10 protein-coding genes and 3 tRNA genes are annotated in these 11,806 nt (G+C 50.5%); 7 read left to right on the top strand and 6 right to left on the bottom strand.

The window, feature by feature from the left end; all coding sequences use genetic code 11:
• The first annotated feature begins 1 nt into the window (after nt 1).
• The 4 genes from ACM67E_RS07450 to ACM67E_RS07435 all read left to right on the top strand — a co-directional run bounded on the left by ACM67E_RS07450 (nt 2) and on the right by ACM67E_RS07435 (nt 1,977).
• Nucleotides 2-77: transfer RNA gene (locus tag ACM67E_RS07450), tRNA-Gln, on the top strand.
• A gap of 11 nt (nt 78-88) precedes the next feature.
• Nucleotides 89-164, top strand: a tRNA-Gln gene (locus ACM67E_RS07445).
• Nucleotides 165-347: 183 nt separating this feature from the next.
• Nucleotides 348-1,337 carry a ribose-phosphate pyrophosphokinase gene (locus tag ACM67E_RS07440; protein ID WP_416190833.1) on the top strand — a complete coding sequence of 330 codons (990 nt, stop codon included), beginning with the start codon at nt 348-350 and terminating at the stop codon, nt 1,335-1,337.
• Between the two features lie 67 nt (nt 1,338-1,404).
• Nucleotides 1,405-1,977 (top strand): 50S ribosomal protein L25/general stress protein Ctc, encoded by a 573-nt coding sequence (locus tag ACM67E_RS07435; protein WP_416190832.1) that lies wholly within the window; start codon nt 1,405-1,407, stop codon nt 1,975-1,977.
• Between the two features lie 206 nt (nt 1,978-2,183).
• On the opposite strand, the gene ACM67E_RS07430 is transcribed toward ACM67E_RS07435, so the two are convergent.
• Nucleotides 2,184-3,317, bottom strand: a complete 1,134-nt coding sequence (locus ACM67E_RS07430; protein WP_416190831.1) for a PilT/PilU family type 4a pilus ATPase — start codon at nt 3,315-3,317, stop codon at nt 2,184-2,186.
• A gap of 228 nt (nt 3,318-3,545) precedes the next feature.
• Here ACM67E_RS07430 and ACM67E_RS07425 point away from each other — a divergent pair, with 228 nt between their 5' ends.
• The 3 genes from ACM67E_RS07425 to lepB all read left to right on the top strand — a co-directional run bounded on the left by ACM67E_RS07425 (nt 3,546) and on the right by lepB (nt 7,164).
• A complete protein-coding gene (locus ACM67E_RS07425) occupies nt 3,546-4,247 on the top strand; it encodes a 5'-methylthioadenosine/adenosylhomocysteine nucleosidase (RefSeq protein WP_416190830.1) in 702 nt (233 codons plus the stop codon).
• Nucleotides 4,248-4,384: 137 nt separating this feature from the next.
• Nucleotides 4,385-6,178: a translation elongation factor 4 gene (gene lepA, locus ACM67E_RS07420; RefSeq protein WP_416190829.1), complete on the top strand. Its 1,794-nt coding sequence runs from the start codon at nt 4,385-4,387 to the stop codon at nt 6,176-6,178.
• Nucleotides 6,178-7,164, top strand: coding sequence for a signal peptidase I (gene lepB, locus ACM67E_RS07415; protein WP_416190828.1), 987 nt, complete (start codon nt 6,178-6,180; stop codon nt 7,162-7,164). Before lepA ends, lepB begins: the two co-directional genes overlap by 1 nt.
• 80 nt (nt 7,165-7,244) lie before the next feature.
• Here the strand turns inward: lepB and ACM67E_RS07410 are convergent, their stop codons facing one another.
• The 5 genes from ACM67E_RS07410 to ACM67E_RS07390 form a co-directional block, all read right to left on the bottom strand.
• Entirely contained in the window at nt 7,245-8,594 is a 1,350-nt protein-coding gene (locus ACM67E_RS07410; protein WP_416190827.1) for an esterase-like activity of phytase family protein, read from the bottom strand.
• Nucleotides 8,595-8,709: 115 nt separating this feature from the next.
• Nucleotides 8,710-9,594, bottom strand: coding sequence for a DMT family transporter (locus tag ACM67E_RS07405; RefSeq protein WP_416190826.1), 885 nt, complete (start codon nt 9,592-9,594; stop codon nt 8,710-8,712).
• A 304-nt stretch (nt 9,595-9,898) separates the two neighbouring features.
• Entirely contained in the window at nt 9,899-10,885 is a 987-nt protein-coding gene (locus ACM67E_RS07400; RefSeq protein ID WP_416190825.1) for a malate dehydrogenase, read from the bottom strand.
• A 158-nt stretch (nt 10,886-11,043) separates the two neighbouring features.
• A complete protein-coding gene (locus ACM67E_RS07395; RefSeq protein WP_416190824.1) occupies nt 11,044-11,352 on the bottom strand; it encodes a hypothetical protein in 309 nt (102 codons plus the stop codon).
• 181 nt (nt 11,353-11,533) lie between these two features.
• A tRNA-Pro gene (locus ACM67E_RS07390) sits at nt 11,534-11,610 on the bottom strand.
• Between the last annotated feature and the right edge of the window lie 196 nt (nt 11,611-11,806).

Genomic DNA, 11,806 nt, shown 5'->3' with positions numbered 1-11,806 from the left:
TTGGGGAGTCGTCAAGCGGTTAAGACACTGGATTTTGATTCCAGCATGCGAAGGTTCGAATCCTTCCTCCCCAGCCAACACCCTTTATTGGGGAGTCGTCAAGCGGTTAAGACACTGGATTTTGATTCCAGCATGCGAAGGTTCGAATCCTTCCTCCCCAGCCAAATAAAAGCGTGTAAGTATTCTTACACGCTTTTTATGTTGTAAATTGACGAATTAAACCGTTAAATTCTTGGGGTAACCGATTATCTTGCGTATAATACCTGCCTTAACGTCAATGTACACAAGCAGAGGAAAGCAAGATGTTTTCTGAAGAGCTTTTGAATACAGGATCAGGTGGAAATAATATGGCTGCATATGATAGTTTGATGGTGTTTACCGGTAACGCCAATCCGGATTTGGCTCAACGTGTCGTTAAGCACTTGGATATTTCTTTGGGCGAGGCCAATGTCAGTAAATTTTCAGACGGCGAAGTGGCTGTTGAATTGTTGGAAAACGTGCGCGGGCGCGATGTATTCATTTTGCAGCCGACTTGTGCGCCAACCAATGATAATCTGATGGAAATTCTGACGATGGCTGATGCATTGAAACGTGCCTCTGCCGGTCGTATTACTGCCGCAATTCCTTATTTCGGTTATGCCCGCCAAGACCGCCGTCCTCGCTCGGTTCGCGTTCCGATCTCTGCAAAATTGGTTGCTAATATGTTGTATTCGGCCGGTATCGACCGGGTGCTGACGGTTGATTTGCATGCCGACCAAATCCAAGGTTTTTTCGATATTCCGGTTGACAATATTTATGCTACCCCTGTATTGCTCAATGATATTGCGCAGCAGCGTATTGAAAACCTGACTGTAGTCAGCCCCGACATCGGCGGCGTGGTTCGCGCCCGTGCTGTTGCCAAAGCATTGAATGTTGATTTGGCGATTATCGACAAGCGTCGTCCTAAGGCAAATGTTGCCGAAGTGATGAACATCATCGGTGACATCCAAGGCCGTACTTGCTTGATTATTGACGACATGATTGATACGGCTAATACATTGTGTAAAGCTGCATCTGCGCTGAAAGAGCGGGGCGCGGAACGCGTTTTGGCGTATGCTACACACCCGGTATTCTCCGGTGAGGCTGTGGAGCGCATTGCATCATCAGATATAGACCAAGTCGTGGTTACCGATACTATTCCCCTGTCGGAGGCAGCCAAAAATTGCGACCGCATCAGGCAGGTTACAATTGCCGGCCTGTTGGCGGAAACGGTTCGCCGTATCAGCAATGAAGAATCCGTGTCCTATCTTTTTAATGAAGAAGTGACCACAACCTTTGGCGGTATTTTGCTGCCATAACCATCAATCGTCTTAAGCTGGTCGCGGCCGATGACGATATTTTTAATCTAATTGGAGTATTTTTATTATGTCATACGAAATTCAAGCTACTGTTCGCGAAGCTCAAGGCACAGGTGCGAGCCGCCGCCTGCGTCGCGAAGGCCAAGTCCCTGCCATCTTGTATGGTGAAGGTCAAGATGCTGTGGCAATTGCAGTAGACCACAAAACCATGTACTACGCATTGGAAAAAGAATCTTTCCATACCGCTTTGATTAAATTGTCTTTAGACGGTAAAACACAAGACGTTATCGTACGCGATTTCCAGATGCACCCGTTCCGCCAACAGGTTCAGCACATCGACTTCCAAGCGGTGAAAGCGGATCAAAAAATCCGTATTCGCGTACCATTGCATGTTGTCAATGCTGAAAATTCCCAAGCAGTGAAATTGCAAGGTGGTCGTGTTTCTTTGTTGAATACTTCAGTAGAAGTATATGCATTGCCTGCTAATATTCCGGCGTTCTTGGAGTTAGATTGTTCTTCTGTTGTGGCTGGTGATATTCTGCATCTGTCAGACATCAAATTCCCTGAAGGTGTAGAAAGCGTTTCTTTGAAGCGTGATGAAAACTTGGCTGTTGCAACCGTAACCGGTAAAAAACGTTAAGTATAAGTAACAGAATCAAAAAAGCCCACATTTGTGGGCTTTTTTGTTAATTGACACCAATTGAAAGATAGTGGGTTAATGAAAATTTGAGTAGAAATACCTAATGCATTTCATTGCAAATGCCGTCTGAAAAATTTTGAAGCGGCCACTTTGCAACGGATAGTAAAAATTTTTCAGACGGCATTGTCTTGTAGGCATGAAATGGTTTAAATCAATTCCAAATCCGGCCCGGCATTCTGCGCACGGCGGCTGCGCAATTGGATGTCCAAACGCAAATCATGGGCAGAGTCGGCATTTTTAATCGCATCTTGGAAACTCACATCACCACGCTCATACAGTTCGTACAGAGCTTGGTCAAAGGTCTGCATGCCTTGTGCGGTAGATTTTTTCATTAATTCCTTAATGCTGTGAATTTCTCCTTTGTGAATCAGTTCTGCAATCAGCGGTGAATTCAGCAATACTTCCACTGCCGCGACACGTCCTTTGCCGCCTTCACGCGGAACTAGGCGTTGAGAGATAAATGCTTGAAGGTTAAGCGATAAATCGGTGAGAAGCTGCGTACGGCGTTCTTCGGGGAAGAAGTTGATGATGCGGTCGAGTGCCTGGTTGGTGCTGTTGGCGTGCAGCGTAGCCATGCACAAGTGGCCGGTTTCGGCAAAGGCAATCGCGTAATCCATGGTTTCGCGGTCACGGATTTCGCCAATCAAAATCACATCCGGTGCCTGGCGCAGGGTATTTTTCAGCGCGGCCATCCAGTTTTCGGTATCCACACCGACTTCCCGTTGGGTAATAATGCAGTTTTTGTGTTGGTGCACGAATTCAATCGGGTCTTCGATGGTGATGATGTGGTCGAACGTGTTTTCGTTGCGGTAATCGATCAGCGAAGCCAGCGAAGTCGATTTGCCCGAGCCGGTGCCGCCGACGAAAATTACCAGGCCGCGTTTTTTCAGGGCGATGTCTTTCAATACCGGCGGCAGGTTCAGACTCTCGAATTTGGGAATGTTGCTGGTAATGGCGCGGAACACCATAGCCGTGGCACCGCGCTGAACCATGGCGTTGACACGGAAGCGGCTGGTATCCGGTAGGCTGATGGCGAAGTTGCATTCGTTGGTCGACGAAAATTCTTCGATTTGTTTGGTGTTCATAATCGAAAACGCCAATTCCATGCATTTTTCTGCGGTCAGCGGCGTATCGCTCAGTCGGGTGATTTTGCCGTCCACTTTCATGGCGGGCGGGAAATTGGTAGTGATGAATAAATCCGAGCCTTTGTATTTATTCATATGACGCAGCCAAGAAAACAATTCGTCTTTGGCGTTGGGGGTATTCGAGTTGTCAAACATTGCGGTTTCTTATTCAAAATGGTTCAGACGGGTATTATAACAAGATTGTACGTTATATGCAGGTTGCACGGGAATAAAATAGGCGGTAAATCGCAGCATGATTTTATCGGCTCGGCGCATTCAATAAGGTGTAATGATTTTTCAGACGGTATGCAGACGGTATCGGGGAAAGTCCGGACTTTGGGTTATAATTCGCCGGACAGAATATTATGTGAAAGGTGATTGAAGATGTCTGTGGATACGGTGGCCGTTATCGGCGCAATGGAGCAGGAAATCGAATATTTGAAAGCCGTGATGGAGGGGGTAAACACATTCCGCTTCGGCAAATTTACCGCATATGAAGGTATGTTTTCCGGCAAGCGTATGGTCGTGGTATTGAGCGGTATCGGTAAAGTGAATGCAGCGGTGGCGACGGCTTGGGTGATCCATCAGTTTGCGCCCGACTGCGTGATTAACACCGGCAGTGCGGGCGGTCTGGGCAAGGGCTTGAAAGTCGGCGATGTCGTCATCGGTGAACGAGTGGCGCACCATGATGTCGATGTAACGGCATTCGGCTATGCTTATGGGCAGGTGCCACAGCTGCCGCCGGTATTTGAAAGCGACGAAACATTGATGAAGACGGCGGAAGCGGCGGCGCAGTCGTTTCAAGGTGCTGCCGTCAGCCGCGGTTTGATTGTCAGCGGCGACCAGTTTGTCCACAGCAGCGAGCGTGTGGCGGAAATCCGCAGCCGCTTTGAGAATGTGCAGGCCGTGGAAATGGAAGCGGCGGCTATTGCGCAAGCCTGTTTCCAACTGGATACGCCGTTTGTCGTGATTCGGGCGGTGTCCGATTCCGCCGATGAAAAGGCGGACATCAGCTTTGAAGAATTTTTGAAAACCGCTGCCGTCAACTCGGCGAAAATGGTTGCGGAGATTGTGGCTGCGCTTTAAAAAACCATGCAAAAACAGTAGATTTCCGTTAGAATACGGGACTATTTTAATTCTATCCGGAAGGCCGTCTGAAAGCTTGCCTTGTTTTTTTTCAGACGGCCTTTTGAAGTATCAAATCTTTTCATCACAATAACCTAATGAAAAATATCCGAAATTTCTCCATTATTGCCCACATCGACCACGGTAAATCCACGCTGGCCGACCGTTTCATCCAGTATTGCGGCGGTTTGGAACTGCGTGAAATGAGTACGCAGGTGCTCGATTCGATGGATATTGAAAAAGAGCGCGGCATTACCATCAAGGCGCAAACCGCGGCCTTGAGCTACAAAGCGCGCGACGGCCAAACCTACCAGCTCAATCTGATCGACACCCCGGGACACGTCGACTTTTCCTACGAAGTATCGCGCTCGCTGTCGGCCTGCGAAGGCGCGCTGTTGGTGGTGGATGCTTCGCAAGGCGTGGAAGCGCAGACCGTGGCCAACTGCTATACCGCCATCGAATTGGGCGTAGAAGTGGTTCCGGTGCTGAACAAAATCGATTTGCCGGCTGCCGATCCCGAGCGTGTGGAGCAGGAAATCGAAGACATCATCGGCATCGACGCGGTCGGTGCGGTGCAGTGTTCGGCAAAAAGCGGTTTGGGCATTGAAGATGTGTTGGAAGAAATCGTTGCCAAAATTCCGGCTCCGGAAGGCGATGAAGACGCGCCGTTGCAGGCCATGATTGTCGATTCCTGGTTTGACAACTATGTCGGCGTGGTCATGCTTATCCGCGTGAAACAAGGCCGTCTGAAACTGAAAGACAAGGTGCGCTTCATGAGCACCAAAGCGGAAACGCAGGTCGAGCAGTTGGGGGTGTTCACGCCGAAATCGGTGCCGAAACCGGAATTGAAAGCCGGCGAAGTGGGCTTTCTGATTACGGGTATTAAAGAATTGGGTTCGGCCAAAGTGGGCGACACCATTACCTTGACGGCCAATCCTGCCGATGAGCCGCTGCCGGGTTTCCAGGAAGTGCAAAGTCAGGTATTTGCCGGGCTGTATCCCGTGGAAAGCCACGATTACGAAGCCTTGCGCGATGCGCTGGAAAAGCTGCAACTGAACGACGCGTCTTTGAAGTTCGAGCCGGAAGTGTCGCAGGCATTGGGTTTCGGTTTCCGTTGCGGCTTCTTGGGTCTGCTGCACTTGGAAATCGTGCAGGAGCGTTTGGAACGCGAATTCGACATGGATTTGATTACCACCGCCCCGACGGTGGTGTATGAAGTGGTGATGAAAAACGGCGAAAAAATCGAAGTGGAAAACCCGTCGAAGCTGCCCGACATCAGCCAGATCGACAGTATTCTCGAGCCGATTATTACCGCGACGATTCTGGTGCCGCAGGAATATGTCGGCAACGTGATGACACTGTGCAACCAAAAACGCGGCGTGCAGGTAAACATGCAGTACATGGGCCGGCAGGTCATGCTGACTTACGATTTGCCGATGAACGAAGTGGTGATGGACTTCTTCGACAAACTCAAATCCACTTCGCGCGGCTATGCTTCGCTGGATTACCATTTCAAAGAATTCCAGCCTTCCGATTTGATTAAGCTGGATATTATGGTAAACGGTGAAAAAGTCGATGCCTTGAGCCTGATTGTGCACCGCCAAAGCGCAGTACACCGCGGCCGCGAACTGGCGGCGAAAATGCGCGAGCTGATTCCGCGCCAGATGTTCGATATTGCCGTGCAGGCCGCCATCGGCAGCCAGATTATCGCCCGCGAAAACGTCAAAGCCCTGCGCAAAAACGTGTTGGCGAAATGTTACGGTGGTGACATCACGCGTAAGAAAAAACTTTTGGAAAAACAAAAAGCCGGTAAACGCCGTATGAAACAGGTAGGCAATGTGGAAATTCCGCAAAGCGCGTTCCTGGCGATTCTGCAAGTGAGTGACAAATAATGGGTACGAATTTATTGTTGGCGGCCGTCGCCGCTTTCGTGTTCGGCGTGGTGCTGTATCTGAAAAGCAGCAAAGTGCGCGAGGAAAACGGCGAATGGAGCGGCGGCCTGCAATGGGGCTATCTGCTGATGATGATCGGCGTGTTCGGCGTATTGTCGTATTTCATGAGCTTTACCGCCGTATTGCTGGTGTTTGTCGTATTTACTGGTATCGTGTGGTTTGTGCACAAAGGCCGTCTGAAAAAAGATCCTGCCCATCAAGATACGGGTCATTTTACCGACTACATGAGCGGATTTTTCCCGATTATCCTGATAGTGTTCGTATTGCGCACCTTCATCGCCGAGCCGTTCCAAATCCCTTCCAGCTCCATGCGCCCGGGTTTGGTTGTGGGCGACTTTATTCTGGTCAACAAATTTTCATACGGCATCCGCACGCCGATTATCAATAATGTGCTGATTCCCACAGGAAAGGTCGAACACGGCGATGTGGTGGTGTTCACTTATCCCGAAAATCCGAGCATCAGCTACATCAAACGCGCCGTCGGTCTGCCGGGTGATGTGGTCGAATACAAAAACAAAATCCTGACCATCAACGGCCAAACCGTCGCCGAGCAGCCTGAAGGCGTTCAGAGTTACAGCGAAAATACCCGTGAATACGGCATGGTGGAGATTCAGGCAGAAGCCTTCAGGGAAAACATCGGCAGCCACAGCTTCCAAGTGTTGAAGATGGCCGGACAACCGAGCTTCCTGCCGCAAGGCGTGCGCGCCGATTTTGCCCACCGGGAAAACTGCGAATACGCGCAAGACGGATCGGCATTCAAATGCACCGTTCCCGAAGGCCATTATTTCATGATGGGCGACAACCGCGACAACAGCGAAGATTCCCGCTACTGGGGCTTTGTCAGCGACAAACTCATTGTCGGCAAAGCATTTTTCGTTTGGATGAACTTCGGAAACATGAGCCGAATCGGTACATCGATTGAATAAATAATCCGATAAAGCAAGGCCGTCTGAAAACCAAAACATTGGTTTTCAGACGGCCTTTTTTTAAACAAAGCACACCGGTTTTATTTCCCCAAGCTCAACAAGCCGGGGACTTTCAATAAAATCATTTCGTTATCATCTGCCTGATTGGGTAGGCGGCTGCTGGAAAAGGGCAGGTTATTGTCGTTGCCGACGATAATGTGTTCATTGTCTGCGATGTCGACATTTTCAATGGTAAAGAACGGGAAGACGAATTTTCCGCCACTTAAGGGCTTTTTGCTGATTCGGTCAGGGTCTTGGATATTGAGCAAATCGACATAGCCTAATTTTTCTACAAATCCGCCGGCGTTTTTCTGATTCAGACGGATCAGATATACACGTTTGAATTTCGGAAGGTTATTGAAGCAACGGGCGGTATCCGTTTGGTTTTTGCAGGCGTATTCCGTGACGCCTTCGCCATTGTCGCGTTCGATTACCAATGCGCGCTCATTGTCTATCATGTTGAAGTCGCCGATGGCGTGATCGGGGTGTTCCAGCGGGTAACGCCATGTTTCTTTTCCCCATTCTTTCCGGTGGGTGTCGAACGATAAAATGCGGAGATAGGTTTTTCCTGCCGAATTTTCATAGGCATTTTTTGATTCGTCCCACAGCGGGCCTTCAAGCATGGGATAGAGCCGTTTGCCGTCGGGTGAGGCGGCCATGCCTTCGTAACCTTTCGAGCGTTTGGCTTGAAAGGTGATTTTTTCGGTCGGTGCGGCAGGGGTGCGCACTGCGTGATGGTCGGGCGACATAATGGTTCGTCCGCCGATTTGCGTTTCGTAAAGATTGATGATTTTGCCGTTGAGGTCGGCTTCAATCAGATAGGGGCCGAATTCTTCGCCTATCCAAATGCGGTTGCCGATGATTTGGAAGCTTTCTGGGTCCAAATCCGCGCCGGTGAGGTAGCGGTTGCCGGTGGCTTCATGGGTGATGTGGAAAGGAATTTTCTTGTCGGGATCGTGCAGGAAAACGGTGCGCTGTTTGTGGAATCTGCCGGACTTGAAGTCAATGCGGTATTGCGACAGATGCAGTATGAAGTCGGGAGAATTGGCTTTGCTGCCCGCGCCGTTGTCCGTGAGAACCCAGTAGCTGCCGTCGTTCATGCGCTGAATCCCCGAATGCCCTTGAACAGGCTGGCCGTCAAACGGCAGGAAAACGCCGGTCGGACGTTTATCTGATTTTCCCTCGATACTTTCGGGATTTTCAACCCGTGAAGACGTGGTGAATTTTCCGCTGTAACGCAAGGTCTCGGGTGCATCATGGGGCGCTTGGATAAAGGTTTTCGCAGGCAGTACGGCATGTCCGGCCAGTACGGCTTCGTGTGCTTGGGCGGATGCGACTGCAGGTGTGAATAGTGAAACCAGCGCGGCATAAACAAGGGTGGTTCGGTTCATGATAAGCCTCTGTGGTGTAAACGCACAAATTATAGGCAGGCTGTGTGACGCAACAATGACATTAACAGGCCGTCTGAAAACTGTTTTTCAGACGGCCTTTTGTTGTCGAACAGAATCAATCGGCGGATTTGCTTTTCAGCGAACCCAAATAAATCGCGGCCAGCGTCATTGCCGCGCCCAGCCATTGCAGGCCGTTGATGGGTTTGTCGAGCCAGAAATAGTCGATGACTAAGGCGGCGACGGGTTCGGAGAGCAGGAGCAGGCCGGTGAGGGAAAGGGAGAGCAGCGGAATGGCGTAGGCAATCAGTCCCCAAGCGAAACACTGCATGACGATCCCGTAAACCAATACCAAGCCGGCATCGCGCCAGGTGGTCGGGTAAAGTGCGCCGGAATCGAAAACCAGCGCAGGAATAACCAGCGACAATGCGCCGCCGAAACTCAAAATCATCATCAGCGGAAACAGGGCGGTTTGTTCGATTTGATGGGTTTTGCGGATAAACACCATCGACAAGGCCAGCATGGCGCCTGAGGCAATGCCGCTGACAAAGCCCCAAACGGCATGGGTATTGCGGCCGAATTCGGGGCTGCCGATGAGTGCGACGCCGGTTACGGCAACCACCAGGCTGAGCATTTGCAGTTTGCCCAAACGTTCGCCGAAAAAGAAAAAGCCGATGGCGGAGAGGAAAAAGATTTGCAGGCTGTTGAGCAGGGTGGAAATGCCCGGGCCGACGGCGTGTATGCTTTCGTGCCATAAGGCCAAATCAAAGGCAAGAAACACACCCGAGAGCAGGGCGGTGCAAACCGCTTTTTTGTTTTGCGGCAGCTTTTGGCCGAAAAAGCGCGTCAAAAAGAAAAACACGACGCCGGAAACGGCCAGCCGCCAAAAGGCGATGGCATAGGAACCGACATCGACGAATTTCACAATCAGGCTGCCGAGTCCGAAAATAATGCAGCCGACCATCAAGAGCGGTGCGGCGTGGGAATGTTGTTGTGCGGACATGATTTTTCCCGAAACGGTCATAGTTTAAGCGGACAGCAGATTGTGCCATATTTGCTTGTGGAAAAACAAATCATTGTTTTGCTATGAAGGCCGTCTGAAAACCGGCGGATACGGTATCCGAAGTTTTCAGACGGCCTTTCGTGATGGGCAGCCAGGCTGTGTTTTCAAACAGTTGCTCAGGAAACGTTGAATGATGTCAAGCCGCTCATCCGTGTGAATGTTTTACGCGGCTCGGTTAAGTTGAAAAAGGCCGTCTGAGAACGTGCAAGCACATTTTCAGACGGCCTTTGATTTTCCAAACCGCTTACAGCAAATCCTGAACCGCAGCCTGTTCTTCCAGTAATTCGTTTAAGGTCAAAGCAATACGCGCTTTGCTGAATTCGTCTGACAAATCCAGCCCCTGCACGATTTGATATTCGCCGTTTTCGCAAATTACCGGAAAACCGAAAATCACGTCTTCGGGAATGCCGTAAGAGCCGTCGGAAGCCACGCCCATGGTGACCCATTTGCCGCTGGTACCCAAAATCCAGTCGCGCAGGTGGTAGATAATCGCGTTTGCCGCCGAAGCCGCGGAAGACGCGCCGCGTGCTTCGATAATGGCCGCGCCGCGTTTGGCGATTTTCGGCATATAGACATCGGTGTACCAAGCGTCATCGTGAATCATTTCCATAACCGAATCGCCGTTGCTGGTGGCGTAGCGGTAATCGGCATACATGGTCGGGCTGTGGTTGCCCCAGACGCACATTTTTTCAACCGAGGTGACGGGGCGGTCGATTTTTTCGGCAATCTGGCTGACCGCGCGGTGGTGGTCGAGCCGCATCAGCGCGCTGAAGTTTTTCTTCGGAATATCCGGTGCGGATTTCATGGCGATGTAGGTGTTGGTATTGGCCGGATTACCCGCTACCAAGACTTTCACATTGCGGCTGGCGACTTTGTTCAAGGCCTCGCCCTGTGTTTTGAAAATCGCCGCATTCGCATTCAGCAAGTCCGAACGCTCCATGCCCTGAGTGCGGGGGCGCGCACCGATCAGAATCGCGATGTCCGCGTCTTTAAACGCGACTTCGGGGTCGTCTGTGGCAAAAACGTCCAGCAGCAGCGGAAACGCGCAATCGTGCATTTCCATCATCACGCCGCGTAAGGCCTGTTGCGCATGGGGCAAATCCAGCAGCTGCAAAATCATCGGCTGGTCGCGTCCGAGCATAATGCCGCCGGCAATGCGGAACAGGGTGGCGTAGGCGATTTGTCCGGCCGCACCGGTAACGGCAATGCGGACAGGGGGGTTCAAAGTCATCGTATTCTCCGTAAGGAAGGCAAATTTTATCGAACGCGCATTATAACAAAGTCTTATTGCAACAATATGGCAAAAGTCGGGCATTTTCACAAACATACAAAAGGCCGTCTGAAAAGCCACACAATGTTCCGGCTTTTCAGACGGCCTTTGCGCCATCATCATTCGCAATTCAGGTTTTTCACTTTTTCCGAAAAATCATGCAATGCGATTTCGCACATTTTCACCCGCTGTTTTTCATCGGCAGCAGGCAGCGACTGACGCAGGAAAGTCGTGTTGCCGCTTTGGAACAAAGCCTTTTTCTCTCCGGCCTTGCGGTAACACGCCTCCGCACGTTTGAAATATTGCTGGCAGACAGGCGGCAGTTCTTCAAAAGACAAGGGCCGGTGTTTGTGCATACTGCGCGCCGAAACCGCCGAAGCCGAAAGCAATGCCGCCGACAGCAGCAGCCATTTAAAAACATGGTTCATGATGCGTCCTCAAAAGAAATCAACCCCGTCATTATAAAATGGCCATGCCGCAAAATCAGAACGGAATGCAGTAAGTTTGATAAAAGATAAATGAGGCCGTCTGAAAACTTTCAGACGGCCGCCAAATTTCCGAAAAATAAAAAGCAGCCGGACAGTCTGTCCGGCTGCTTTTGCCGATAATTGGTCGGAATGAGAGGATTCGAACCTCCGACCCCCTGCACCCCATGCAGGTGCGCTACCAGGCTGCGCTACATTCCGATTGAAGAATGGCGATTATAAGCATTCTTCGGCCTTTTTGCAAATGCAGATTCTGCTGTAAAAGTTTTCTGCGGCGGCTTGGGAGGAACCCCGAGTCAGGCAATGCATGATCCGCCTGAATATTCAGCCAAACCTTCGACTTCAGGATGAAAATCTTTTTAAAAGAAGATTTTCAGACGGCCTTTTTGTTTTTTGC

It is taken from the genome of Neisseria sp. CCUG12390, from assembly GCF_047837985.1.
Classification (GTDB): Bacteria; Pseudomonadota; Gammaproteobacteria; order Burkholderiales; family Neisseriaceae; genus Neisseria.
The sequence above is the reverse complement of the archived record's forward strand: the minus strand, read 5'-3'. Positions and strand labels throughout refer to the sequence as shown.

Coding starts and splice junctions, on each gene's coding strand:
- ACM67E_RS07435 (WP_416190832.1), top strand. CDS start 1,405: ATGTCATACGAAATTCAAGCTACTGTTCGCGAAGCTCAAGGCACAGGT.
- ACM67E_RS07405 (WP_416190826.1), bottom strand. CDS start 9,594: ATGTCCGCACAACAACATTCCCACGCCGCACCGCTCTTGATGGTCGGC.
- ACM67E_RS07395 (WP_416190824.1), bottom strand. CDS start 11,352: ATGAACCATGTTTTTAAATGGCTGCTGCTGTCGGCGGCATTGCTTTCG.
- ACM67E_RS07430 (WP_416190831.1), bottom strand. CDS start 3,317: ATGTTTGACAACTCGAATACCCCCAACGCCAAAGACGAATTGTTTTCT.
- ACM67E_RS07425 (WP_416190830.1), top strand. CDS start 3,546: ATGTCTGTGGATACGGTGGCCGTTATCGGCGCAATGGAGCAGGAAATC.
- ACM67E_RS07410 (WP_416190827.1), bottom strand. CDS start 8,594: ATGAACCGAACCACCCTTGTTTATGCCGCGCTGGTTTCACTATTCACA.
- ACM67E_RS07440 (WP_416190833.1), top strand. CDS start 348: ATGGCTGCATATGATAGTTTGATGGTGTTTACCGGTAACGCCAATCCG.
- ACM67E_RS07400 (WP_416190825.1), bottom strand. CDS start 10,885: ATGACTTTGAACCCCCCTGTCCGCATTGCCGTTACCGGTGCGGCCGGA.
- lepA (WP_416190829.1), top strand. CDS start 4,385: ATGAAAAATATCCGAAATTTCTCCATTATTGCCCACATCGACCACGGT.
- lepB (WP_416190828.1), top strand. CDS start 6,178: ATGGGTACGAATTTATTGTTGGCGGCCGTCGCCGCTTTCGTGTTCGGC.